General features: G+C 44.5%; 23 protein-coding genes. 13 read left to right on the top strand and 10 right to left on the bottom strand.

Features of this window, described 5'->3' with window-relative positions; genetic code table 11:
* The first annotated feature begins 186 nt into the window (after positions 1–186).
* The 6 genes from SporoP37_RS06090 (at position 187) to cax (ending at position 7093) form a co-directional block, all read left to right on the top strand.
* The gene (locus tag SporoP37_RS06090; RefSeq protein WP_085430507.1) at positions 187–1212 is read left to right on the top strand and encodes an ABC transporter ATP-binding protein; all 1026 of its coding nucleotides are present in this window, start codon (positions 187–189) and stop codon (positions 1210–1212) included.
* Positions 1187–2206 (top strand): ABC transporter ATP-binding protein, encoded by a 1020-nt coding sequence (locus SporoP37_RS06085; protein ID WP_081242812.1) that lies wholly within the window; start codon positions 1187–1189, stop codon positions 2204–2206. The genes SporoP37_RS06090 and SporoP37_RS06085 overlap by 26 nt, the downstream gene beginning before the upstream one ends.
* On the top strand, positions 2203–3831 hold the full coding sequence (locus SporoP37_RS06080; protein ID WP_085430506.1) for an ABC transporter substrate-binding protein: 1629 nt from the start codon (positions 2203–2205) through the stop codon (positions 3829–3831). The genes SporoP37_RS06085 and SporoP37_RS06080 overlap by 4 nt, the downstream gene beginning before the upstream one ends.
* 92 nt (positions 3832–3923) lie before the next feature.
* On the top strand, positions 3924–4928 hold the full coding sequence (locus SporoP37_RS06075; RefSeq protein ID WP_081242810.1) for an ABC transporter permease: 1005 nt from the start codon (positions 3924–3926) through the stop codon (positions 4926–4928).
* Positions 4929–4945: 17 nt separating this feature from the next.
* Complete coding sequence (nikC, locus tag SporoP37_RS06070; RefSeq protein ID WP_081242809.1) at positions 4946–5842, top strand: nickel transporter permease; 897 nt, start codon at positions 4946–4948, stop codon at positions 5840–5842.
* Positions 5843–6067: 225 nt separating this feature from the next.
* Positions 6068–7093 (top strand): calcium/proton exchanger, encoded by a 1026-nt coding sequence (gene cax, locus SporoP37_RS06065; RefSeq protein WP_232329819.1) that lies wholly within the window; start codon positions 6068–6070, stop codon positions 7091–7093.
* Between the two features lie 42 nt (positions 7094–7135).
* Here cax and nspC read toward each other — a convergent pair whose 3' ends face one another.
* From nspC to speD, 6 genes are read right to left on the bottom strand one after another with little or no spacing between them, the layout of a single operon-like run.
* A complete protein-coding gene (gene nspC, locus SporoP37_RS06060) occupies positions 7136–8272 on the bottom strand; it encodes a carboxynorspermidine decarboxylase (RefSeq protein WP_085430505.1) in 1137 nt (378 codons plus the stop codon).
* Between the two features lie 10 nt (positions 8273–8282).
* Complete coding sequence (locus tag SporoP37_RS06055; protein WP_081242807.1) at positions 8283–9482, bottom strand: saccharopine dehydrogenase family protein; 1200 nt, start codon at positions 9480–9482, stop codon at positions 8283–8285.
* Complete coding sequence (gene speB / locus SporoP37_RS06050) at positions 9475–10359, bottom strand: agmatinase (RefSeq protein ID WP_198160055.1); 885 nt, start codon at positions 10357–10359, stop codon at positions 9475–9477. Before speB ends, SporoP37_RS06055 begins: the two co-directional genes overlap by 8 nt.
* Entirely contained in the window at positions 10349–11200 is an 852-nt protein-coding gene (speE, locus tag SporoP37_RS06045; RefSeq protein ID WP_081242806.1) for a polyamine aminopropyltransferase, read from the bottom strand. Before speE ends, speB begins: the two co-directional genes overlap by 11 nt.
* Positions 11197–12678: an aminotransferase class I/II-fold pyridoxal phosphate-dependent enzyme gene (locus SporoP37_RS06040; RefSeq protein ID WP_081242805.1), complete on the bottom strand. Its 1482-nt coding sequence runs from the start codon at positions 12676–12678 to the stop codon at positions 11197–11199. Before SporoP37_RS06040 ends, speE begins: the two co-directional genes overlap by 4 nt.
* Positions 12665–13489: an adenosylmethionine decarboxylase gene (gene speD / locus SporoP37_RS06035; protein ID WP_081244763.1), complete on the bottom strand. Its 825-nt coding sequence runs from the start codon at positions 13487–13489 to the stop codon at positions 12665–12667. The genes SporoP37_RS06040 and speD overlap by 14 nt, the downstream gene beginning before the upstream one ends.
* A gap of 389 nt (positions 13490–13878) precedes the next feature.
* On the opposite strand from speD, the gene SporoP37_RS06030 reads away from it, so the two are divergent.
* Together SporoP37_RS06030 and SporoP37_RS06025 are read left to right on the top strand one after the other, a co-directional pair.
* Positions 13879–14286, top strand: coding sequence for a PaaI family thioesterase (locus SporoP37_RS06030; protein ID WP_081242804.1), 408 nt, complete (start codon positions 13879–13881; stop codon positions 14284–14286).
* Between the two features lie 42 nt (positions 14287–14328).
* Positions 14329–15234 (top strand): DMT family transporter, encoded by a 906-nt coding sequence (locus SporoP37_RS06025; RefSeq protein ID WP_081242803.1) that lies wholly within the window; start codon positions 14329–14331, stop codon positions 15232–15234.
* Positions 15235–15257: 23 nt separating this feature from the next.
* On the opposite strand, the gene SporoP37_RS06020 is transcribed toward SporoP37_RS06025, so the two are convergent.
* Positions 15258–15413 carry a DUF1540 domain-containing protein gene (locus SporoP37_RS06020; protein ID WP_081242802.1) on the bottom strand — a complete coding sequence of 52 codons (156 nt, stop codon included), beginning with the start codon at positions 15411–15413 and terminating at the stop codon, positions 15258–15260.
* 95 nt (positions 15414–15508) lie between these two features.
* Here SporoP37_RS06020 and SporoP37_RS06015 point away from each other — a divergent pair, with 95 nt between their 5' ends.
* Entirely contained in the window at positions 15509–16852 is a 1344-nt protein-coding gene (locus SporoP37_RS06015; RefSeq protein ID WP_085430504.1) for a cytochrome P450, read from the top strand.
* A 71-nt stretch (positions 16853–16923) separates the two neighbouring features.
* On the opposite strand, the gene SporoP37_RS06010 is transcribed toward SporoP37_RS06015, so the two are convergent.
* The 3 genes from SporoP37_RS06010 to SporoP37_RS06000 all read right to left on the bottom strand — a co-directional run bounded on the left by SporoP37_RS06010 (position 16924) and on the right by SporoP37_RS06000 (position 20480).
* Positions 16924–18657, bottom strand: coding sequence for an AAA family ATPase (locus tag SporoP37_RS06010; RefSeq protein WP_081242799.1), 1734 nt, complete (start codon positions 18655–18657; stop codon positions 16924–16926).
* Between the two features lie 211 nt (positions 18658–18868).
* Positions 18869–19408 carry a GDYXXLXY domain-containing protein gene (locus SporoP37_RS06005; protein WP_085430503.1) on the bottom strand — a complete coding sequence of 180 codons (540 nt, stop codon included), beginning with the start codon at positions 19406–19408 and terminating at the stop codon, positions 18869–18871.
* Complete coding sequence (locus tag SporoP37_RS06000) at positions 19398–20480, bottom strand: DUF2157 domain-containing protein (protein ID WP_081242797.1); 1083 nt, start codon at positions 20478–20480, stop codon at positions 19398–19400. The genes SporoP37_RS06005 and SporoP37_RS06000 overlap by 11 nt, the downstream gene beginning before the upstream one ends.
* 245 nt (positions 20481–20725) lie before the next feature.
* Here SporoP37_RS06000 and efeO point away from each other — a divergent pair, with 245 nt between their 5' ends.
* The 4 genes from efeO (at position 20726) to SporoP37_RS05980 (ending at position 26762) form a co-directional block, all read left to right on the top strand.
* Positions 20726–21574 (top strand): iron uptake system protein EfeO, encoded by an 849-nt coding sequence (gene efeO, locus SporoP37_RS05995; RefSeq protein WP_085431697.1) that lies wholly within the window; start codon positions 20726–20728, stop codon positions 21572–21574.
* Positions 21575–21578: 4 nt separating this feature from the next.
* Positions 21579–22856, top strand: coding sequence for an iron uptake transporter deferrochelatase/peroxidase subunit (gene efeB, locus SporoP37_RS05990; RefSeq protein WP_085430502.1), 1278 nt, complete (start codon positions 21579–21581; stop codon positions 22854–22856).
* The gene (locus tag SporoP37_RS05985) at positions 22759–24579 is read left to right on the top strand and encodes an FTR1 family iron permease (RefSeq protein ID WP_232329818.1); all 1821 of its coding nucleotides are present in this window, start codon (positions 22759–22761) and stop codon (positions 24577–24579) included. The genes efeB and SporoP37_RS05985 overlap by 98 nt, the downstream gene beginning before the upstream one ends.
* Positions 24580–24947: 368 nt before the next feature.
* A complete protein-coding gene (locus tag SporoP37_RS05980; protein WP_085431693.1) occupies positions 24948–26762 on the top strand; it encodes an assimilatory sulfite reductase (NADPH) flavoprotein subunit in 1815 nt (604 codons plus the stop codon).
* Position 26763: the final 1 nt, after the last annotated feature.

Below are 26763 nucleotides of genomic sequence, written 5' to 3'. Positions count from 1 at the left end.
ATAATATTATAAAAAACAGTTAGATACGAGAAACGCCTAGGTATAACATTTCCTATAGCGTTTCTCGTATTTTTGCAGACTTTTCCCAATATAATATTTTATCAAAAAAGCATCTTGCGTTTAATGAGAAAAAAAGTATAATAGTGAGTAATGAGTTATTTCAGAAAAATAGAAAAAGGTGAGCAAATGGACGAAAGAAAAAAATTACTACAAGTAGAGGATTTGCAAACGACCTTTTTCACGGATTCAGGAGAAATTCCAGCAGTAGATCACGTGGACTTTTATGTAAGAGAAGGGGAAGTCTTGGGGATTGTGGGGGAATCCGGCTGTGGGAAAAGTGTGACCTCACTGTCTATTATGCAGTTAGTTCCAAGTCCTCCCGGCAAAATTACTGGAGGGAAAATCCTCTTTGAAGGCCAGGATCTCCTCCAAAAATCCGAAAAGGAAATGAGAAAAATTCGCGGGAACGATGTAGCGATGATTTTCCAGGAACCTATGACATCATTGAATCCGCTCTTTACAATTGGCAATCAAATGTCAGAAGCTATTTCCCTGCATGAAAAGAAATGGTCGAAAAAGCAAATAAAAGAGCGGGCAATTGAAATGCTGAAATTGGTCGGACTGCCCCGTCCGGAAGAAATTATGAAAGAATATCCGCATCAGCTTTCGGGCGGTATGCGTCAGCGTGTAATGATTGCGATGGCACTTGTGTGTGATCCTAAAGTTCTCATTGCAGATGAACCGACAACAGCATTGGATGTAACGATTCAGGCCCAAATTCTAAAACTGATGCGCGAACTCAATGAACGTATGAATACAGCGATTCTATTAATCACGCATGACTTGGGAGTTGTGGCGGAAACTTGCGAACGTGTCGTAGTAATGTATGCAGGCCAAGTGATAGAAGAAGCGACAACCAAAGACATATTTGAAAATCCGTGTCATCCTTATACGCGGGGGCTAATTCAGTCGGTGCCGGATATGCGGGATAAAAAAGACCGTCTCTATTCTATTCCGGGCAATGTGCCGAAGCCGGGCTCCATCGAAAAGGGCTGCAGATTCGCAGCAAGGTGTGAAAGCGCTTTCTCTAGGTGCTGGGTGCAAACTCCAGAACTATATCAAAACGCTGACAATCACCAGACCAGATGCTTTTTATATGACGGGCAAGAAGGGGTGACGGGCACAGATGAACAAGCCGCTGCTGAGAGTTGAAGGATTAAAAAAATATTTTCCGATTCATAAAGGATTGATCGGCAGAACTGTCGGCTATGTCAAAGCAATCGACGATGTTTCATTTCATGTAAATGAAGGTGAGACGCTCGGCATTGTAGGTGAAAGCGGCTGCGGCAAATCAACGACAGGCCGGACAATCATGCAGCTGCTTGAACCGACAGAGGGCGTCGTAGAGTTCCAAGGAAAAGATTTGACAAAACTGCCGGCGAATGAAGTGCGGAAAGTCCGTCGGGATATCCAGATGGTGTTTCAGGATCCGTATGCTTCATTAAATCCTCGCCATACAATCGGGAAAATATTGGAAGAGCCGCTCATTGTTCACGGCATTAGCAACACAAAAGAACGCCGTAAAAAAGTTGTGGAATTCTTGAAGATTGTCGGACTGAGCGAATATCATGCGAAACGCTATCCGCATCAATTCAGCGGGGGCCAGCGTCAGCGAATTGGCATTGCGCGTGCATTGATGACCAATCCAAAATTAATTATTGCGGATGAACCGGTCTCTGCCTTAGACGTATCCATACAGGCACAGGTTTTAAATTTGATGCAGGATCTGCAGAAGGAATTCAATTTGACGTATATCTTCATTGCACATGACCTCGGGGTCGTTCGTCATATCAGTGACCGTGTAGCAGTCATGTACTTGGGGAAAATTGTGGAGATTACAGAAAGCGAAAAGCTGTATGCAAATCCTCTTCATCCTTATACACAGGCCTTATTATCCGCAGTGCCTGTGCCGGATCCGAATTATCATAAGGAACAAATCATTATAGAAGGCGATATGCCCAGCCCCGCGAATCCGCCGAGCGGCTGTTCATTCCACACCCGCTGTCCTTTCAAGATGGATGTTTGTACGAAAATCACCCCTGTGTTAACAGAGGAAAGTACCGGTCATTCTGTTGCCTGCCATCTCTACACGGCGGAAGGCGACGATGATATAGAAAGACAAAAACAATTGGAGGGATCTGTATGAGAAAAGGGAGATTGTGGTCGTTCGCGCTGATCATGCTTCTTGTATTGTCAACGGCACTGGCAGCCTGTTCCGGCGGCGATGACAAAGAAAGAAGCACCGGCAAGGACAAAGACACTGCAGACAAAGGGGGCAGTGAAAATAAGACTTTGGTATTTGGACGAGGCGGAGATTCAACATCTCTTGACCCATCCCGTGTTACAGAAGGGGAAACATTTAAGGTAACAGTGAATTTATTTGAAACATTGCTGAACTTTGGGGAGCAGGATACGACAGTTCAGCCGGGTCTTGCAAAAGAGTACGAGACAAGTGAAGATGGTTTAACATATACATTCCAATTACAAGAAGGCGTGAAGTTCCACGACGGCACAGACTTCAATGCGGAAGCAGTTGTTAAAAACTTTGAGCGCTGGGCTAATGGAGATTCAGATACATTCCCATACTATAACTCGATGTTTGGCGGTTTCAAAGATGACGAAGAGCACGTAATCGAATCTGTAACTGCAGATGGAGATTCAACAGTCATCATTACATTGAAGCGTCCGCAGGCACCATTTTTGAAAAATATCGCCATGAGCATGTTTGCGATTTCAAGTCCGACAGCTTTTGAGAAGGGCGATGACGAATATGAGCGTAACCCTGTTGGCACAGGTCCATTCAAGTTTGTAGAGTGGAAGCCAAATGAAACGATCACCATTGAAAAGAACGAAGACTATTGGCAGGAAGGACTTCCGAAATTGGATCGCGTTATTTTCCAGTCTATCCCGGATAACTCTGCGCGTCTGAACTCTTTACTTTCCGGTGAGATTGATTTGGCAGACGGAATTAATCCGGCTGACGGTCAGAAAATTGAAGACAATGACAAATTACAGTTATTTGAGCGTCCTTCTATGAACGTGGGGTACCTTGGGCTGACAGTAACCCGCGAGCCGTTTGATAAAAAAGAAGTGCGTCAGGCAATGAACTATGCAATCGATAAGCAGACAATCATTGACTCATTCTTTGAAGGGCGCGCGGAAGTCGCAAAGAACCCGATGCCTTCATCTATTTCAGGTTACAATGATGAAATCGAAGGATATGAATATGATCCTGAAAAAGCAAAAGCGCTATTAAAAGAAGCAGGTCTTGAAGATGGATTTGAAATGGAACTATGGGCAATGCCTGTTCCGCGTCCATATATGCCGGACGGAACGAAAGTGGCTGAAGCTATTCAGAGTAACTTGGCTGACGTCGGAATCAAAGCAAAAATCGTTTCGTATGAGTGGGCAACGTACCTGGATAAAGCAAGCAAGGGAGACGCAGATGCGTTCATGCTAGGCTGGACAGGTGATAACGGTGACGCGGATAACTTCCTGTATGTCCTATTGGATGAAGATAATATCGGAAGCAATAACTACACATACTTCAAGAACGATAAAACACATAAACTATTCCTAGAAGCACAGACAGAAGTAGACGAAGACAAGCGTAATGAGTTATACAAGGAAGCTCAGGAAATTCTTCACGAAGAAGCTCCATGGGTGCCGCTTGCTCACTCCATTCCATTGTTGGGCGGAGCAAAAGAATTAACTGGTTTCGTTCCTCATCCTACTGGGTCTGATTTGTTATCCAACGTAGAATTCAAATAAGCACGATGTAAATTGTATGGATCGAGAAGAGGGAGAATTCAGCATTCTCCCTTTCTTTGGTTGAAGAGATAAGAGCCGGAGGGGTGAAAGAGTTGTTCAACTATACGATTAAAAGACTTTTGCAGCTAATTCCTGTCCTGCTTGGTATGACATTTTTAGTATTCATGCTGATACGTGCAATACCCGGTAATCCGGCACAAGTAATTTTAGGGCAGCAGGCAACAAAAGAAGCGGTAGAAGCACTGACGATTAAACTGGGTCTCGACCAGCCTTGGTATACGCAGTACTTCAGTTATCTGGGCGGTATTTTAAAAGGTGACTTAGGGGAATCCATGCGTACGCGACTTCCTGTGGCGGACGAAATTTGGCCTTATTTGGCGGCTACGCTAGAGCTGGCATTATTTGCAATGGTTATTGCAGTAGTTATAGGTATCAATGCAGGCATTATTTCTGCCTGGTTCCAAAATTCATGGTTTGATTATTCAGCAATGGTATTGGCATTAATCGGCGTATCCATGCCGATCTTCTGGCTGGGATTAATGGGGCAGTGGGCATTTGCCATTGAATTGCAATGGCTGCCGACAACGGGCCGTGAAAATGTCCGGGATCCTGTTTCAGCCATAACCAATTTATACATAATTGATACGATAATCCAGGGCAGGTTTGATCAATTATGGGAAGTCCTTAAACATTTGATTCTGCCCGGATTAGCACTTGCAACAATTCCAATGGCGATTATCGCCAGGATGACGCGTTCGAGTATGCTTGAAGTAATGCGTGCTGACTATATTCGTACGGCACGGGCAAAAGGTCAAAAAATGTTTTGGGTAGTGTATAAGCATGCGCTGAAAAATGCGGTGATTCCCGTATTGACAGTTATTGGTCTTCAGATGGGTTTGCTTCTGGGAGGGGCCATTCTGACAGAAACCATCTTTGCCTGGCCCGGAATCGGACGCTATATCTATGATGCAATTAACTTTAGAGATTATCCTGTCATTCAATCAGGAATCCTCATCGTGGCATTTATCTTCGTAATGATCAATCTGTTTGTCGATTTACTGTATGGACTGATTGATCCGAGGATTAAGTATGATTGAGGAAGGAGGAACAGTTCATGTCGGAATTAACGCCTAAGGTAGATGGAGCGGCAGAAGCACAGCTGGAAAAGACAACAGGACCTTGGCGGGAAGCTTGGATAGGTTTTCGCAAAAGTAAAGTGGCGGTCGCAGGAGCATTTATCGTATTATTTTTCATTTTGCTTGCACTCTTCGGTCCGCTGGTCACAAAAGAAGGGATCAATGAACAGCTGATGGCAGATCGACTGCAGCCTCCTTCTTCAGAGTATTGGTTCGGAACGGATGACTTTGGCCGTGATATCTTCTCGCGTATTATTCACGGTGCGCGAATTTCATTATCTGTAGGATTCTTCTCTGTAGTCGGCTCAATTGTAGTGGGAAGTTTCCTTGGTATTATCGCAGGTTATTACGGACGCTGGGTGGATACGATTATCTCGAGGATCTTCGATATCATGCTCGCATTCCCTTCGATTCTGCTGGCGATTGCGATTGTATCTGTCTTGGGACCAAGTTTGCGCAACGCATTGATTGCCATTGCGATCATCAACGTACCGAACTTTGGCCGGTTAATACGATCCAAAGTGCTGAGTATTAAAGAAGATGAATATATTACAGCGGCAAAGGCGATTGGTATGAAAGATTTTCGCATTTTGTTTTCGCATATATTGCCCAACTCGATGGCACCGGTTATCGTTCAGGGAACGTTAGCGATTGCTACAGCGATTCTGGAAGCAGCAGCACTCGGTTTCCTCGGTCTGGGAGCAGAGGCGCCGTATCCGGAATGGGGAAAAATGCTGGCAGACTCCAAAGATTACTTGCAAAATGCTCCATGGACGATGATTTTCCCGGGTCTTGCGATTATGCTCACTGTGTTAGGCTTCAACTTAATGGGTGACGGCTTGCGTGATGCACTGGATCCGAAGATGAAGAGTTAAAATGTAACAATAAATGATTGCTGAATGATAAGTTTTCATATTACGGCAAAGTCTGATACTGGGACTTTGCCGTATTTTTTTGAGGAAAACAGCGGGCGCCTTGATCACGGGCAGGTATGGTGTACAACCAATTTTTAACCAGTTTATTCAGACGGTAATCAGGGAATGATGATAACAAATTGATGATGGGATGAGGTGGGGAAGCTGAATAAAGTATTTACTGTCATGGCGTTTACAGGAGTACCTTTAGTGTTTATAGCGTCACTCTTGAATTGGCCAGATTTATGGATGTTTGCGCTATGTTGTTACAGTATTATTGCACTGGCTGGATTCATTGGAAGAGCAACAGAAAGTTTAGCGATTGTCAGTGGACCGCGGATTGGCGGTTTATTAAATGCAACATTCGGCAATGCGGTAGAACTCATAATTTCAATATTTACATTGAAAGCCGGATTGATTGCAATCGTACTGGCATCGTTGACAGGTTCTGTTTTAGGTAACTTATTATTGGTTCTAGGTCTATCTTTTTTCGCAGGTGGTTTGAAGCATAAAAGACAGAACTTTAATATTTTCGATGCTCGATTTAATTCTGCATTATTGATTTTTGCGATTGTCGTGGCATTTGTGATTCCGGAAGTCTTCTCGATGACGATGGATACTAAAACAGGTCTGAATTTGAGTATTGGTATTTCCATCATACTCATCCTGATTTACTTGGCAGGTCTGGTGTTTAAGTTATTTACACACCGAGGCGTATTCGGTTCCGAAAATCATGAAACAGATGAAATGCCGGAATGGACAAAGAAGAAATCCATAGTGGTACTATTAGTTGCAACAGTAGCCGTTGCATATGTTTCTGAAAAACTCGTGCATACATTCGGGACATTGGGTGAAAAGTTTGGCTGGACAGAATTGTTTATCGGTGTCATCATCGTCGCAATCGTTGGAAACGCGGCAGAGCATTCATCTGCAATTACATTGGCAATGAAAAATAAGATGGATGTATCGGTCGAGATTGCAATCGGTTCTACATTGCAGATAGCAATGTTTGTAACACCGGTGCTTGTCCTGATTTCGTTATTGATGCCTACTGCAATGCCGCTTGTATTCACCTGGCCTGAGTTGATTGCCATGATTACCGCCACATTTCTGGTCGTCAATATTTGTCATGACGGGGAGTCAAACTGGTTTGAAGGGCTCGTGCTATTTTCAGCCTACTTAATCATGGGTATCGGATTCTTCTTATTATAAGTAAAAAACCGGTTCGCTTACATAAAAGCGAACCGGTTTTTATTATGATAGGCGCTGCCTGAAATCTTCATAGCCGAATTGTTTTACGACGTTGATGTTATTATCCGCAGTATGCAGGACGATAGACGGCAGGTTGACACCATTAAATGTATTGTTTTTTACCATAGAATAATGCGCCATATCGCAAAATACCAGTCGGTCGCCTGGCTGCAGCGGCTGATCGAACGAATAGTCGCCGATCACATCACCTGCAAGACATGTCGGACCGCCTAAACGATACGTATGTGCTTTTTCATCAGGCTTTCCCGCACCGATAATTTCGGGACGATAAGGCATTTCAAGAACGTCTGGCATATGGCACGAAGCTGATGTGTCAAGAATGGCAATCGGCATGCCGTTATGCATGGTATCAAGCACGGTGGCAACGAGGAATCCTGTGTTGAGTGCAACGGCTTCGCCTGGCTCCAAGTACACATCAAGCTGATACTTATCCTGCATAAATCGAATGGAGCGGATTAATGTTTCGATATCATAATCAGGACGTGTAATATGATGGCCGCCCCCGAAATTGATCCACTTCATCTTCTGTAAATAAGGACCAAACTCTTCATCAATAATTTGAATCGTGCGCCACAACGTATCAGAGTTTTGTTCACACATCGTGTGGAAGTGCAGTCCGGTGATGCCATCCAGCTCATCTGCTTCAAAGTTCTCTAATGTGACACCGAACCGCGAGAATGAAAAGCAAGGATTGTACATATCTGTTTCAATCTCTGAGTATTCGGGATTAATCCGGATGCCGCATTCAATCGGCTGATCATGCTTCTGCACACGGTTCTTGAATTGCTTCCACTGCGCAAATGAATTGAACACCAGATGATCAGAATAACGCAGAATGTCATCAAACTCATCTTCGTGGAAAGCCGGAGCGTAGGTGTGCACTTCTTTACCCATCTCTTCGTAACCAAGACGCGCTTCAAATAAACCGCTTGATGTCACCCCGTGTAAATACCGGCCAATTAACGGATAAACTTCAAACATGGAAAAACCTTTTTGCGCAAGCAGAATTTTACATCCCGTTTGATCAATGACTGATTTCATTTTTTCTAAATTCGCGAGCAACAGTTTTTCATCAACGACATAGCTGGGTGAAGGAACTGCTTGTATATCAAAGTTCATAGTAATCTCCTCAGTCGATCAAAGTAGGATTAAAATCCTCGTGCCAAGGTAATCCATATTCATTCAATGCTTCCATGAATGGATCTGGATCAAATTCTTCAATATTGAAGACACCTGGTTTTTTCCACTTGCCTGTTAGCATCATCATGGCGCCAATCATAGCAGGCACACCTGTAGTATAAGAAATAGCCTGTGAGCCTACTTCGCGGTAACATTCCTGATGATCGCAAATATTATAGACGTAATATGTTTTTGGTTCGCCGTCTTTCGTGCCTTGATAAATACAGCCAATATTAGTCTTTCCTTTTGTGCGTGGCCCAAGGGAAGCAGGGTCAGGCAGAACCGCTTTCAGGAATTGCAGCGGAACAATTTGCTGTCCCTCAAATTCGATTGGCTCAATGGATGTCATGCCGACGTTTTCCAGCACGCGAAGATGCGTCAAATACTTTTCGGAGAATGTCATCCAGAATCGAATTTTCTCTACTCCTGTAATATTCTTTGCCAGCGATTCCAATTCCTCATGGTATAACAGATAGACATCTTTTGGTCCGATTTCAGGCAGGTCATAGACACGTTTCACTTCAAGAGGTTCGGTTTCGATGAACTCTCCTTTTTCGTAGTATCGGCCGTTTGCTGTGATTTCACGGATGTTGATTTCTGGGTTGAAGTTCGTAGCAAAAGGATATCCGTGATCACCGGCGTTGGCATCCACGATATCAATCGTATGAATTTCGTCAAAGTAATGCTTCAAAGCGTAGGCAGAGAATACGCCTGTTACGCCGGGATCGAAACCGCTGCCGAGTAATGCGGTAATGCCCGCTTCTTCAAATTTCTCTTTGTAAGCCCATTGCCACTTATACTCGAATTTCGCAGTGTCGAGCGGCTCGTAGTTTGCTGTGTCAAGATAGTCCGTTTTTGTTTCAAGACAAGCGTCCATGATTGTCAAATCTTGATAAGGCAATGCAACGTTGATGACGATGTCAGGTTTGAATTCATTGATTAACGCAACCAGTTCAGGCACGTTATCCGCATCCACTTGTGCAGTTTGGATTTTGGTGCGGCCGCCGTCCAGTTTTTCTTTTAACGCGTCACATTTAGACTTTGTACGGCTTGCGATACAGATTTCTTCAAATACATCCGGTACTTGGCAACACTTATGCGCGACGACAGATGCTACGCCGCCTGCTCCAATAATTAATGCTTTACTCATTATTGACACCACCAATTTCATTATTTTTATTTATTGCTATGGTTAGTTCACGCAACACTTTACAGGCAACGGCGGTTGACACGCCGCTTTGGTCATAGACAGGGGACAGCTCGTTAATATCACAGGCGACAATATTCAGGCCGCTGACTGTTAAAATCGCCTGCAGCAGTTCAACGAAACTTACACCGCCTGCTTCGGGTGTACCGGTTCCGGGAAATACGGAAGGATCCAGCACATCCAGATCAATTGTTAAATACACAGGTTTTCCCTGCAGCTTTGCCGCTGTATCTTCGAGACCGTCAAAATTAAATTTATTCATAAACACATGCTGCTTGGCTGCCCATTCGAATTCAAGACGGTCGCCGGAACGGATGCCGTATTGAAAGATTTTCTTATCACCAAGCAAGTCCCAAATTCTGCGTATGACTGTGGCATGGGACAGACGCTGATCCAAATAATCTTCACGTAAATCGGTATGTGCATCGAATTGGATGACATGCAAGTCAGGATATTTTTTAGCAGCCGCACGGACAGCGCCCAATGTCACCAAGTGTTCGCCGCCGATCATGCAAGGGATCTTTTCATCTTTCAGAACTTGCGCAGTGAATTCTTCGATCTGTGCCAATGCGCGTTCAGTGTTGCCGAAACTGAGTTCCAGGTCGCCGCCGTCAAATAACGCGAAATCCGTCAAATCTGCATCCTGATACGGACTGTATGTCTCGAGTCCGAATGATTCGCTGCGCATCACTTTACTGGCGAAGCGCGTACCCGGTCTAAACGATGTGGTTGAATCAAAAGGTGCTCCGAAGATGACAAAAGATGATTCCTCATAATCTGCTTCAAAACCTAAAAAGGTTTCAATATTTTTATTCAGCATGGATCAGCAGCTCCTTTACATAATTCGGCAATGCAAAAGAGCCGACGTGCAGTTTGGGATTATAATACTTTGTTTGTAAACCGAGAGCATTCCAGGCATCCGCATTCAAATCATCCACTGGATCATATTTTTTGGATGCAAATCCGAACAGCCAATGTCCGGAAGGGTAGGTTGGAATATGCGCCTGATAAACTTTCGAGACCGGGAAGAATCCCGTGATGCTTTTATGCGCGCGCTGCATTCCGCGTGCATCTTCCGCATAAAATGGACTTTCATGCTGATTCACTAGAATCCCTTTTTCATTCAGCGCCTTATAGCAATTACCGTAAAACTCTTTTGTGAAGAGGCCCTCTCCCGGCCCGAATGGATCGGTAGAGTCTACAATAATTAAGTCATAGGAATTCTCTTGCTGACGTACAAATTTCAGACCATCCTCAAAATAGAGATGCACGCGCGGATCTGTCAGCTGTGCGGCGGTCTGCGGCAAAAACTTTTGACATACCTCCACGACTTGCTGATCGATTTCAACCATGTCGATTCGTTTGATTGACGGGTATCTCGTTAATTCACGTACAGTTCCGCCGTCGCCCGCACCGATGACGAGCACCTTTTCAATCGATGGATTGGTCGCCATCGGAACGTGAACAATCATGTCGTGATAAATGAATTCATCTTTTTCCGTCACCATGACATAGCCGTCTAAAGTTAAAATCTTCCCGAACTCAGTCGTCTGGAAGACATCAATTTTCTGGAATTCACTCGTCGCAGTATAAAGATGTTCTTCCACGCGAATGGAAAAACGGGTATGCGGTGAATGATCTTCTGTAAACCATAAATTCATCGGGTGTCCTCCTTCACTACGTTAATCCGTTCGACTTGCGTATCCTCTGTCCCTGTCAGGAAACACCCCTTGTCCTTGCAATAGCCGATATACGCGATGATTTCATCTGTGATCCGTTCTCCGGGCGCCACAATCGGAATGCCGGGCGGGTAGCACATGACGAATTCGCTTGCGATGCGTCCCGAAGATTCTGTTAACTGCAGTACTTCCTTGTCTGCATAAAATGCCTGCTGGGGCGTCTGGACAATTTCAGGAGTAATGTATTCATGATCGAATAAAGAGCCCGAATCCTTTTTATAGCGCCGTTTAATTTCTGCCAGGGCAGCAACTAGCCGTTCAAGGTCAAGCGTCCGGTCTCCGACGGAAATATAAGCAAGTATATTCGCCACATCTCCGAATTCGATTTGAATATCATACTCATCACGCAAAATATCGTACACTTCAATGCCGGCCAGTCCGATTTGGCGTGTATGGATCGATAATTTTGATTCATCAAAATCATAGACGGTATCACCGTTGATCAGCTCTTTGGAATAGGCATAATATCCTCCGATCTGATTGATTTCATCACGGGTATACTGTGCCATTCTGATGACCTTATCGAAAATTTCCTGTCCGTGCAGCGCCAGATTCTTACGTGAGATATCGAGAGATGACATCAAAAGATATGATCCGCTCGTTGTTTGTGTCAAGTTAATAATCTGCCGTGTATAGCCTTCACTCACTCCGTTATTAATCAGTAAAAATGAACTCTGGGTAAGTGAACCGCCGGATTTGTGCATACTGATAGAGGCCATATCCGCACCGACTGACATTGCGGAAGCTGGCAATTTGTCGTTGAAATAAAAATGCGTGCCATGTGCTTCATCCACCAGCACCAGCATATCGTGCTCATGGGCAAGATCCGTTATTGCCTGTAAATTGGAGCAAATCCCGTAGTACGTCGGATTGTTAATCAGAATCGCTTTCGCATCGGGGTGATCCATGATGGTCTTTTTCACTTCATCCACCGACATGCCAAGCGGAATTCCGAGGTCCTGCTGCACGCCGGGGTTCACATAAATCGGCACGGCCCCGCTTAAAATCAGCGCATTGATCGCACTGCGGTGTACGTTGCGCGGCATAATGATCTTTTCTCCGGCTTTACAGGCGGTCATGACCATTGCCTGAACAGCGGACGTAGTCCCGTTGACGAGCAAAAATGCATGCTTTGCACCAAAAGCATCTGCCGCCAATTCTTCAGCTTCGCGGATGACAGATACAGGGTGGCATAGGTTATCGAGCGGCTTCATGGAATTTACATCATGATGCAGACAGCTTTCTCCGAGGAAGTCGGCCAACTCTCTGTTGCCTCGTCCGTGTTTGTGCCCTGGTACATCAAACGGCACGACACGTGCTTCCTGATACTGCTGCAATGCTTCCTTAATAGGAACGCGGTGTTGTGATCGTGTCAATGTTCTCTCCTCACTCATTTTCATAGACGTTGGAACCGCTGTATATTTCAATCATCTCTTTCCGCAGATTATGCGAGATTTGAAGACGTTCTTTTGGAGGCAGCTCCGAGACATCTTTATTGAACAGGTATTCCTGCAAATCAATTTCTTTAATTAGCAGCTTAGTATGGAAAATATTCGCCTGATAGACATTAATATCAATCGCATCGTATTTTTCCAGCGTCTTTCTGTCGATGAAATCCTGAATCGATGTCATGGCATGATCCATGAACAGCTTTTTACCGTCAACAGAACGTGTAAATCCCCGTACGCGATAATCGGCTGTAATAATATCTGAGTCAAAACTCCCGATCAAATAATCTAATGCCTTCAACGGCGAGATCTCCCCGCACGTAGAAACATCAATATCCACCCGAAACGTCGCAATGGAATTATCGGGATGATACTCGGGATACGTATGGACGGTCACATGGCTTTTATCTAAATGACTGACGACGGAATCTTTATCGGGAGGAAAAGGAATGGCTCCCTGATTACAGGACGGGTCTATTTGTGATGCGGGAAATTTCTCTTCTGAAATCATCAGCGTCACACTGGCTCCCTGCGGGTCGTAGTCTTGTTTACTGACATTCAATACATGAGCTCCGATCATCTCGGTCACATCATATAAAATCTTCGTTAATCGTTCCGAATTATATTGCTCATCGATATAGGCGATATACTCACTTTGCTCCCGTCTACTTTTCGCATAGCTCACGTCATAAATATTGAAGCTAAGAGTTTTGGTGAGGTTGTTAAAGCCGTAGAGCTTCAGCTTATTTTCCAACCGTAACATACGTCCTTTCTGTATATAATCTTTGAAATTCGTGATTGCATGAAAAAAGATCTCCCTCCAATCCACATGAAAAAGCACAAACATGACAGATTGGAGAGAGACCTTTACTCTGTTTCGCTTGTATATATAAGTATAGAGATGAACTCTACTCCATTACATAACAGGTGATTTGGGTGGCATGATGCTCACAGGTTTACTCTTCCTAAATTAAAAAACTTATGAAATTGTCTTCATTATAAAGGAAAATGAATAAAAAACAAATACTTTTTTGCAGAAAAAAATAAAAAAGTTGCAGTACCCCTTGTAAAGTTAGAATTCTTTGAATTATTATCTGAACTGCTTTACGATATGGTATAGAATACATAACTACATTTTCTGGAGGTAACGAAATGAATGAAACGAAAGTGGATTATCTGGAAAGATTACGGCAGGATTTTGAGTCAAGTCCATTTTGGAAGTTTATTGGTACACAAATACAAAAATTAGAAGAAGGCGATGTGGAATTATATTTACCTTATCGAGAAGACTTTGATAATATAAGCGGCACTATTCACGGCGGAATATATATGTCTATTTTGGACACGACGATGGGCGTGCTTTGCCGGTCACTTGGCACGGATGAAATTGCAACTATTCAGATGGCTACGAATTTCTTGAAGCCGGTCGTTCAGGAAGCGGTCTATACAAAGGCATCTGTCATCAACAGAACACGAACTACCGCATTGGTGGAAGGAAAACTGTTTAATGAACGGGATGAGTTAGTTGCCTTTTGTACCGCCACATTTAAGTTGAAATGACGTATGCACATGACCTGATTTTTGGCCAAGGAAAGTTCCGTTATGAATAAGAAAGCATTTTATTTGGGATTATTCACTGTTACCGCATGGGGATCAAGTTTCGCGGCTATCCGGGTAAGCTTGCTCGGGGGATATTCACCGGGCCATTTAGTCTTAACAAGATTTCTGGTTGCTTCATTCGTATTCATTTTGTATGCACTGTGGCCAGGGACAAAAATTCGCTTCCCGGCACGCCAAGATCTATGGAAAATACTGCTGCTAGGATTCGCGGGCATCAGTATTTATCATTTTGGCTTAACGTACGGAGAGCAAACAGTATCAGCTGGCACAGCCGGCCTGTTCATCGCCACTGTCCCCATTTTCACTTCGCTGATCGCGGTTTTATTTTTACATGAAACCATCAGCAGACTTGGGTGGATCGGTATGGCAATTGGTTTAGCAGGAGTCGCGCTGATAACAGCCGGAAGTGCAGAAGGAACACTTGAAGTTTCAGCCGGTGCCTGGTTTATTATCGCTGCTGTTATTTCAACTTCTATTTTCTTTGTCTTTCAAAAGCCTTTATTTAAACGCTACACACCGGTTGAACTGACGGCATATTTCACTTGGGCAGGTACATTGCCATTTCTCTATTTCACACCGGGATTACTTAATGAAATCCAGGGAGCCACGCTCGAGGCGACATTGTCGACAGTCTATATGGGGATCATCCCAGCGACTATTGCTTATGTTACATGGTCTACTGCACTGTCACTTGCTGACGCGGGTGCTGTCTCCAGTCTTCTCTACATAGAGCCGGTCATTGCGATTATAGTAGCCTGGGTATGGCTGCAGGAGCTGCCGAGCGGATTGTCAGCGATTGGCGGATTGATCGCGATTCTTAGCGTTATTGCCGTTAACTGGGAAGCCATGCGCCGTCCCGGCACTGCAATAAAAAGCAGCCAGGCATGATTGCATGGCTGCTGCTTGGCGGATCATCCTTTTGGAAGGAATGTACCACAATCTGTTTCGGCTGAGTCTTTCGCCTTTTTGCCTTTTCTCGTGACCACTTTGATTGCTTCAGCACTGCATTGATTGCCTGATTCCCAAAAGTGGCAGTTTGTGACTTCGCACAATACGTCTTTTGCCAATTGACCCACCTCCTTTTTATTATTGTGTCCAGAATATCTGCAGACATACGGAAGATGGGGAGAAGTATAAGTTTGCAACGTCTGGAGGAGAGTTTATGGTCAAGGTACAGGATATCGATACATCGCGCATACAGAATTACTTGGAATTTGTGCGTGATCCTATTCGTTTTTTTACACGTGTTCAGCCGCTTGGCGACGTTATTTCATTAAAAACAGGTATGTCACCGACTTTTGTCGTCAACAGTCCCGAAGCTGTAAGAGAAATATTAATACGTCAGGATCAATCATTTATTAAAGGGCGGACAACAACGGTTTTGCAGCGGACGGTGGGGGAAGGTTTGCTGACAACAGAAGGCGAACGGCATAACAAGCAGAAAAAATATGTTCAGCCTGCATTTTACAAAGATGCATTGGAAAGCTATGCCTATGCCATCGTGGATGAAGCTGAGAAAGCCGCTGCACGTCTTGAAGAAAAGCGTGAGTACGATATACATAATGTAATGATGCGTCTGACGCTGTCGATCATTACACGAACAATGTTTTCTGCAGATGTATCGGCGGAAGAGAAAAAACTTGCAGATGCGGTCACAGCAACAATTGAGCAAAGCGTCAAAATTCTGTTCAGTCCGGTGATGATTCCTGCCGCTTTCCCGACAAAAACAAATCAGCGGCATAAGGAGGCTATTTCGACACTGGAGGCAATGATTGGCGACGTGCTGGCTGCAGCCAAAAAGCATCCGCAGTGGTTTGACGGAACACTGCTCGGTATGATGATGGAAGTAACAGATGAAGAAGGAAACGTGTTATCTGATAAAGAGGTACGGGACCAGATGATGACTATGCTGCTTGCGGGACACGAAACAACCGCCAATTTATTAGGCTGGCTGTTTGCAGAAATTGCTGCACATCCGGAAGTGGAGGAACGTTTGTCGGAAGAATTGACCACGGCAGAGCTTGCAGGCAATCCGTTCCACTGGATGAGTAAATTACCTTATACCCAGCAAATTATTGAAGAAGGGCTGCGGCTGTATCCTCCAGCCTGGCTGATTTACCGGGAGCTTAAAGAGCCACTTGAAATGTTTGGAAAATCTTTTAAAAAGGGCAGTACGTTTATGATCTGTCCGTACGCCATTCATCGCAATGAAGAGGTTTTTTCGAACCCTGAATCCTTTGATCCGGAACGGTTTGCTGCAGGCAAACGCTATTCACCGTTCAGTTATTTTCCGTTTGGAGGCGGTTCACGCAGTTGTATCGGGTCGCGTTTTGCAATGCTTGAGGCAACACTGATTTTGACGGTTTTTTACAAGAAGTTTTCATTTCGTACTATTCGTCCTCATGCACCGGTCCCAGAGCCGCTAATTTCTTTGCGTATAAAAGACGGCTGGCCGATGATAGCAGAAACCAGATCATCCGTTTTGCCCGTCAAACAGATAGGGTAGCTCCTGCTTTATATAAAACATCGCATGAAAAAAACAGCGGTCCCTGAATGCGGGACTGCTGTTTTTAATTCTTACATATATACTGCAGCTTCTTTTGGAGCCGTTAACTCCACAATCCGCTGTACTTCTTCACCTTCAAGTGTTTCTTCTTTATAAAGCGCGTTGACCAGCTCCTCGAATTGAAAGGCATGATCTTTAATTAAGGTTTCAGTCTTTTTCGCAGCTTGATTAAAGAGCATCTGCATTTTTTCTTCTTTTTCAGCTTTATTGAAGATTAAGGAGAAACCTTCCTGGAATAATCCGGTATTCACCATACGCTCCAAAATATCTTTCGCCTGTTCGACATCACCGCCGACCCCGATACTGTGTTCACCCAGATACAAACGCTCTGCAATACCGCCTGCTAAGATCATGCTGACTTGATCGAGCAGTTCACTGGCAGTAGACAAGTGCAGTTCCTTTTGGATAGGGGCAACATAGCCGAGTGCCTGGCCTCTTGGAATGATTGTCGCTTTTCTGACAGAACCCGGCTTCGTTAACGCAGCAATGATCGCGTGGCCCGCCTCATGAATAGCAACCCGGCGTTTAGTTTCCTGGTCATTCAATGTCCGTGCTGTATTTCCGAGAATCGTCCGGTCAATTGCAAAGTCCAGATCTTTCTTCTCGATTAATTTACGGCCTTCACGAATAGCCCGGCGGCTTGCTGTTTCAAACAGACCGCTGATCTCTGCGCCCGAAAATCCAGAAGTGCTCTCTGCGAGTGTATCAAGCGAAGTTGCCACATTAGGAGCCAATGTTTTCCCGTTCGTATGGATATCGATGATTTCCCGGCGTCCTTTTGTATCCGGCAGCTGCACATTGAAAGTGAAATCGATTCGTCCGGGGCGTAAAAATGCGTCGTCAAGCATATCTTTCCGGTTAGTTGCCGCAATGAATAAAATACCCTCATTATCATTTCCGCCGTCTAGCTGAACGAGCAGCTCCGTTAACGTTTTTTCGGATTCTTCACCGCCGTGCTCTTTTCGTTTCCCTGCCAGCGCATCCACTTCATCAATAAAAATAACGGCAGGTTTTTGTTTGCGCGCATTTTGGAAAAGTGTCCGAACACGTGAGGCTCCTACGCCAACAAATAATTCAGTAAAGGCTGCACCGCTTGAAGAATAGAAAGTGGCGCCTATTTCTTTTGCGATTGCCTGGGCCAGTAAGGTTTTTCCTGTTCCTGGAGGACCGTAAAGCAGAATTCCTTGCGGTAAAGCGATCCCCATCTCTTTTGCAGCAGCGGGATGTTTAAACACTTCTAATGTCTGCAAAATCTCTTCTTTCATTTCCTCTGGGATCCCGCCAATATCGTCCATCGTGATATCCGGAAGGGGAGTTGCTTTGGACGCCTGGTGTTTCATGCCGGTTGCGCCAATATTTAGCTTTCCTTTTTTATGAAGAATGAACAAAGTGAGAAGGGCTGCTAATACAAGTCCGCCAAAAATCCATCCGCCAGCGGAACTTGCTGCTTTATATTGATAAGATACATTGTATTTTTGTACTAAGTCATCCACTAATGTACTTTGCGGTCGAACCATCGTGCTGTACGTTGTATTGTCAAGTGTGATGGAAAGCTTCCCATCAGCCGATTCGTTTAATAAGACACCAGCACCTGACTGTTCTGCTATCAGTTTTTCCATCTGGGCAAAAGAGACCTCTTTACTTCCAGAAGGCTGTAAATAATTCCAAGTGACTCCTGCAGCAATTGCCGTGACAAAGAGGACAGCGACTAAAATTTTAGATGCTAATTTCGAAACAGGCTTCAAAGTGCGCTCCATCTCCTTTTGTTAGTTATTCAAAGTATAATAAAAAATAGTAGTTTTGAACAGGGTATAAACTTGAAAAATAGTTACAATATTATCACAGTGTGAGTAAATGCCTAAGGATAGGATGATATGGCTATTGTACCTTTCAATTGTTTGAAGCAAATAAAAACACCTCAACAGGTACACGCCTGTTGAGATGTATAGTGAAATATTATTTGGACCTGATGTCTTCCAGCACGGCAAAACCGTCACGCACTTTTAAGAGCGCCAGCAACTGGCCTTCCCGAGAAAGCTTCTCCAGTTCCATTCCCGTATTTTCCGATACATAGAAGCGATCTGGGAGGAAGTTTGCGAAATATGTCTGATCTGTATCCGCGTCTGAATTGCCGTAATAATACATATCTCCCTTTAGGAATAACCCATCGGCCGGCTTTTTATGAGTGACCTTCTTCAACCCGTACAGATCTCCTTCTTCTTGCTCGAGAACTGCATATACTGTAAGTTTGCCGGTATCGTGCCTAGAGAACTCCTCGATAAGCAAAGGATCGAGATCTTCTTTTGTGAATTCCTCAATAGCGAATTGAAGACTGACATAATCGCCATATAATATATCCCGCGGATCAACCGGCACTGTTTCGAGTACGATGGATTTACCTGTATTCAGTGTGAATAATGGCTTCCAGGTCATTCCTAGAAGAATGACAATGGGGACGATTAAGGCAACAAGAAATAGATTCCGTTTACTCTTCATGACGCTTCACCGTCTCTCGTCGTGATTTTTCAAACCAGAATCCAAAACCGATTAACAGCAGCCCGCCAATGATAAAGAATAATGATTTTGGCATGAAATCATATGTTATATCTGTGTAGTACCGATAGATTAACGCACAGGTAATCAAAATAGCCGGCAAGCTGTCTTTTCGCAGGAGATAGATCAATAAGATAACGAATAAAACAGCAAATATATGAGGCGCTGAATCTCCAAATCGCAAATTATCCCATATGAACGGGAATGTCAGCATGATACCGGTGATGCCGAAAATGACGGAGCCGGTCCAGACAGATTCTGTATGAAAGTGTTTGATAGGGAATACCGCGAGCAGGACACCTATAACAAAAATAACTGCTGCGGATATCCATTCCTCTGCATGGAATAGCTCCAGTATATTCCCTATAAAGGAAGTACTCAGTAAGACATTCATAACAAATAATGATCCTTTTCTGTCAAAACGCGTTTCATTCATCCAAAATAATACGGGAATCAAGAGCACAAGCCAGTAAGGACCAAAACTTCCTGGATCATAAGCGGAGAATGCGCTGAAGCTGTATATAATTAAAAATGCACCGGCAAACACAGCAAGCAGCTGATCCTTCAAATAGTAGGCCAGTGGCAGAATTCCGACAGCCCACAGCAGAAAATCCGTGTAAACCGTATGCTGCAAGTGGAAACTTTGACCGATCAGGAAAATCCCTGCACCAAAAATGGCGGCCCCGATATAATACATGCTGCGTGATGTCCGTTCATAGTCATCTTCAAGCTTGTAACCGGCAAAGTACGAAACGAGCATTCCGGCGACGATTAAACCGAATTTAAAGAATGGCGTTAGGCCGGCCCAGTTGCCGGCGATGAAGCTCAAAATGCCCACCCCGACTAAAACAGCTCCGAAAACCAGCAGGATACGGATGAAATTGGCTCCGCCCTTAGGTTCGTATAATGCCAGCATTTCATTGGCACCTGCTTCATCTATCTTGCCTTGCCGCTGAAGAAAAGAAAATTCCTGCCGAAGAAAATCATATTCTTTCCTATTAATTTTTCTTTTCACACTGATTCCCTCCCTTCATATTGGTTACTAAGCTGACGTATTACCTCGTGAGATGTTACACCTTACTGAAAAGAAACGGCTGCCCTGCATCCAAACAAATTGTTAAATATAGTATCTCGTAAATAGTTCAAAAACACAATTAATACTAGAAAAATACATATATCACCTTTTACTTCCTATTGACATTTATATGAGAACGATTATCATTGATAAAAGAAATTACAAAGCAGGAAGAAGGAAGCAGAATGAAACGAAAACTAGTTACAGCTTTTACTTTAACGGCAGGTATTCTTTTAACGGGATGCGGTACAGCTGCAGAGCCTGCTGGAAATGAACAAGCAACGCCAGAAGCAGTGGATTTAACGGCAGAAACAGAAGCCTATAAACAGTTTGCGCTTGAACAGATGGATGAATTTGTTATAGGTACAGAGAAATTCGTGACAGCCGTCAAAGCAGGCGACATCGAAGAGGCAAAGAAAATCTATCCGCTTGCCAGAATGTATTTTGAAAGATCGGAACCAATTGCAGAAAGCTTCGGCGACTTGGATCCAAGAATCGATGCACGTCTTGCAGATGTGCAAGAAGAGGGACAGGGTGAAGAAGAGTGGTCGGGCTATCACAAAATTGAATATGGATTATGGGCGGAAATCACGACAGAAGGTTATGCGACCGTTGCAGATCAGTTGCTGAAAGACGCGAAAGAACTGCGCGCACGTGTGGAAACGGTTGAAGTTTCTCCAGACCTTATGATCACAGGAGCCGTCGATTTATTGAATGAAGTTTCCACTTCTAAAATTAGCGGGGAAGAAGAAATTTATTCCCACACGGATCTGTATGACTTTAAAGCAAATATCGAAGGCGCAGAGAAAATTTATGAAATCCTGAAAGAAAAAATGACTGCGAAAGATCAGCAGCTGACAGAAGAACTGCAGACAAAATTCGAAACAATTAATGCGCTGCTCGCTGACTATGAAGATGGGGATGGCGGTTATGTATCATATGAAGAGCTGACAAAAGAAGATACTAAAGCATTGTCGGAAGCAGTCAATCAACTGGGTGAGCCATTAAGTATGATGGGCATCGTAACGGAGTGATAATATGACGGATCGAACCGAAGAAAAATTCTATGAAAAGAAAATCTCACGCCGTCAAATGCTAAAGTACACGGGAGCCGGTGCTGCAGGCGTCGTAATTGGAGCGTCGGGTCTCGGAAGTATGCTGAATGTATTTGGAATGGCAGTGGAAGAGGATAATCCGCGCACGAAAAATAAAGTCAACTTCTATGGTAAACATCAATCAGGAATTGCGACTGAATGTCAGAGCTATGTGTATTTCGCTTCGTTAAATGCACTGGTAAACTCACAGAAGGAATTGATGGATTTATTTAAAATGTGGACACCTTTGACTGTGCGTATGATGAACGGAGAGCAGATTGCCGACCCTTCTGCCAATGGGCTGATTCCTGCAAAAGATACAGGTGAAGCGGCGGGGCTTGATGCTTTCAACCTGACGCTGACGTTCGGAGTTGGTCCGTCGCTGTTTGAAAAAGAGTCATTAGGGTTAGCTGCAAAGCGCCCCGCTGAATTAAAGGACTTGCCGCATTTTCCTAAAGATCAGCTCGACCCTGCCTACACAGGAGGGGACATCTTCATTCAAGCATGTGCGGACGATCCGCAAGTTGCATTTCATGCGGTACGGAACTTAGTGCGGGCGGCTTCCGGTAAAGTGACATTAAAGTGGACGCAGGCAGGCTTCAATTCCTATCCGATGAAAGGCAAGAAGAAAGAAACACCGCGGAACTTATTCGCTTTTAAAGACGGCACTGTAAATCCGGATGGCGCTAAAGAAGCAGAGATGAATGAAGTTGCCTGGATCGGCGCAGGTGAATCAAAGGGCTGGATGACCAACGGAACGTATATGGCGGTCCGAAGAATTCAGATGCATTTAGAAACGTGGGACCGCACCGCACTTCAGGAACAGGAAGCAACATTTGGGCGCCATCGTGACACAGGCGCTCCTTTGGGAAAGAAGAATGAAATGGACGAGGTGGATCTGAACGAGAAAGATGCAAATGGCAACTATGTATTGCCCGACGCTTCCCATGTCCGATTAGCGAAGAAGGCGAAACAGAAAATCCTTCGCCGTTCGTTCTCTTACAGTTCGGGTGTGGTGGATTCAACTGGCACATTCGACGCAGGATTACTGTTCGTATCCTTCCAGAAACGGCCTGAACAATTTATCGCCATTCAAAACAGTTTTGGGCGGGAAGATAAATTAAATGAATACATTACTCATCGCGGCAGTGCGTTATTTGCCTGCTTCCCTGGGGTACAAAAGGGGGGCTTTATCGGTGACTCACTCTTCTCGATTATATAAATGGTTGGCGGTATTCATGATCATAGCGTTATTGCCGATCCGCCCGGCATTCGCGGAAACAGAAATCAATTACAGTGATCTGTATATTTCTATCAGTGATTCCATAATGCAGACGAAAAAGGAAAACGATAAAGAAGCCTTAGCCTCCCTGCAAGAATTTGAAATGGTTTGGCAGCAGCAGAAACTGGAGAGTTCCAAGTTCACAAAAGAAATCGACAAAACGTTACAGGAAGCTTTACAAGCTGATTCAGCATCACGCGGCGCGTTATTAAGTTCATTATCCAAAGCTCTGCATGAACTTGAAAAATCAGAAAACCCAGTGGATGAGCCAGCCGAGCGCGAGAAATTTGGCAAAGCGATGGAGCCGGCGCTTACCGTTTTACAGCAGGCAATCGGCTCGGGGGCACTGGAAGAAATTGAGCAAGCAAATCAACAATTTATTTCTGCGTGGACACGCAATGAGCGTGCGGTTCGGGAGCAGAATATATCTGCATATGGCGCGATTGAGACGAGTATGGCGTTCATCAGAATCACCCTGGCGGAAGAACAGCCTGATCTAGAAGTGCTTCAATCACAGTATGACGACTTAGCAGCAACTGTCGGTCAGTTTGTCAATGGGACGTTGAAAGAGGCGGCTGCGGAAGACTATTCACTTGCGACATTAACAGCCTTGCTCGATCAAAGCTCTGAATCTCTGCAAAACGGACAGTTTGAGGAAGCGAAAGATTCTTTGCGCGAATTTATTCAAATTTGGCCGAATGTAGAAGGAGAAGTACGTACGAAGAATGCCGCTCTATATACACAGCTTGAAAATACATTGCCATTAATCATTGGCCAACTATCCAACAAAGACTACGATGTTCAGGCGGCAGATCGTCAGTTGCAGGATTTTAAACAGCAAATCGCGCTGCTGCAAACGAATGATAATTTCAGCTTTTGGGACTCCGCACTGATTTTATTGAGTGAAGGTCTTGAAGCGTTACTGATTATCATGGCGCTATTGTCATTTTTGACGAACGCCAACCAGCAGGCTATGCGGAAATGGGTATATATAGGTGCTGCTGCCGGTATTACATTGAGTATTTTGGCGGCTGTCATGATGTCTACAGTTTTACAGTCCGTCACGATCGGCAATGACCGGGAGCTGATGGAAGGTTACATCGGACTTGTCGCGGCGGCATTAATGATCGGTGTCGGCACATGGATGCATCAAAAATCCAATGTCGTGTCTTGGAATCGCTATATTTCCAGGCAAATGGGCCAAGCGATTTCAAAGGGCAGTGTTCTGGCCATGGCATCGGTCAGTTTTCTGTCAGTATTCAGGGAAGGTGCGGAAACGCTTGTGTTCTATGCGGGCATCGCACCTAAGATGTCCACAATAGAATTTGTTGCAGGTATTTTGCTTGCAGTCGCCATATTGGCTATTGTGGCATTCGCTTTCATGAAACTGAGCCATCGCATTCCAATCCATCGCTTCTTCGCAGTGGCGACGATATTAATATATGTACTCGCATTCAAAATTCTTGGCGTCAGTCTGCATACTTTGCAGCTGAACAACGTCATTGATACAACTGTCCAGCCGCGATTGCCGATCATCGACTTTATCGGTTTCTATCCAACCAATGAAACCATCATGGCGCAGCTTGGCTTACTTGTGATCATTGCAGCGGCAGCCTGGATCCGAAAGGCTGACAATCGTACGAAAACACAACTTACCAATTGATTAAAAGGTGTCCTGGAAGCGGCAGCGCTTCGGAGGGACATCTTTTTTGTGCTGCATAGAAAACAAAATGACAATGAACGTTTTATTCAATTCAAAAAAATATCACCTACTAAACTTATAGGATTAACGCGCAGAAGGGGTGACTATTGCATACCCTATGGAATGCGTTCTGGCGAGGCGCGAAGCCGCATCCCAAAGCTGCTGATTCAATGATCTTTTCACGTTCTTTAAACTTTAAATGCCTACTTGACTAATAGGAATAATCGTAATACAATGAACACATTGTAAAAATAGTTGTCAGTCTAGTCGGATTTTTTGAACGATGCGTGATGACGAAAATATAATAAGAGGTTGCGAGGGTGATGAATATGGGGTTACAAGTAACGAACAGTCCTTTTAGTGAAGAACAAGTGGAATTGCTCAATCGTCTGTTGCCAAGTATTACAGAATCACAGCAAAGCTGGCTGAGCGGTTATTTAACAGCTGCCAGTTCAGCTGCAATGCCGTCAGGCGGAGTGGCGGTTCTGGAACGCCCGACGATTGAAGTTCCGGCTGCTGTGAAGGAAATAACCATTCTGTACGGTTCACAGACGGGCAATGGACAGGGAATTGCAGAACAGGCAGCAGCTAAATTAAAAGAACAATCTTTTGATGTGACAATTCAGTCAATGAGTGATTTTAAACCGAATGCATTAAAAAAAATTGAGAACCTGTTACTTGTTGTGAGTACGCATGGGGAAGGGGATCCGCCAGACACAGCCCTGCCATTTTACGAATTCCTGCATGGACGCCGTGCGCCGAAACTGGATCATCTTCATTATTCGGTATTGGCACTGGGTGACAGCTCCTATGAATTTTTCTGTAAAACAGGCGCCGATTTCGATCAGAGACTTACAGAGTTGGGGGCCGTTCAATTGGCGCCGCGTGTAGATTGTGACTTAGATTATGATGAACCCGCAGCACAGTGGCTGGCGGCAGTAGAAGTTTCCCTGGAAATCAACACTGGCGGTCAATCCGCAGCTGCAGCTATGGCCGCAGAGCCCGTATCTTCCGCGCAATATTCACGCACGAATCCGTTTAGAGCAGAAGTGCTGGAGAACATAAATCTGAACGGCCGCGGGTCGAATAAAGAAACACGTCACTTGGAGATTTCCTTAGAGGGCTCAGGCCTAACGTATGAACCGGGGGATAGTGTAGGGATTTTTCCTGTAAATAATTCCGACTTAATCGATGAGATTATCGAAGTTGGCGGCTGGAATGCAGAAGAAACTGTTGAGGTCAATACACAAGGCGAGCGCCGTGCATTTCGTATTGCGTTATTGAATCATTTTGAAGTGACGGTATTAACAAAGCCGTTGCTTGAAAAGCTGTCAAATTATACTGAATCAGAAAAGTTAACGCAATTACTTGATAAAGAACGAGCGGATGAACTGCGCGCATATATTGACGGACGCGATTTGCTCGATGCCTTGAAGGACTTCGGACCGGTTTCGGCTGCTGAGCAGCAGTTGGTTGGGCTTCTTCGTAAATTGCCTGCCAGATTATATTCGATTGCCAGCAGCCTGGAAGCGAATCCGGAAGAAGTGCATGTAACAATCGGGGTTGTGCGATATGAAGCGCACGGCCGTGACCGGCATGGCGTATGCTCGAGCCAATGTGCGGAAAACCTTAAGCCGGGTGATACGTTACCAATCTATATACACAAAAATGATAACTTCCGTTTGCCTGCGAATCCTGAAACTCCGATTATTATGATCGGGCCGGGTACGGGGATTGCGCCTTTCCGTTCATTCATTGAAGAACGGAATGAGACGGGGGCACAAGGAAAGTCTTGGTTATTCTTTGGCGATCAGCATTATGTGACAGATTTCTATTATCAGACTGAATGGCAAAACTATGTGAAGGATGGCTCGTTAACTCGTCTGGATGTCGCTTTTTCGCGTGATACAGATGAAAAAATATATGTACAGCACAAAATGAAACAGGCGAGTCAAGAGCTGTATCAATGGATTGAAGATGGCGCAGTCATTTATATATGCGGTGATGAGAAGAATATGGCTAAAGATGTCCATGCGACACTGCTCGAAATCCTTCAGCAGGAAGGCGGCAAGACGCAGGAAGAAGCCGAAGAATTCCTGACACAATTAATTCAGGAGAAACGTTATCAGCGGGATGTTTATTAAT

It is taken from the genome of Sporosarcina sp. P37 (genome assembly GCF_002109365.1).
In the GTDB taxonomy this organism is placed as follows: Bacteria; Bacillota; Bacilli; order Bacillales_A; family Planococcaceae; genus Sporosarcina.
The sequence above is the reverse complement of the archived record's forward strand: the minus strand, read 5'-3'. Positions and strand labels throughout refer to the sequence as shown.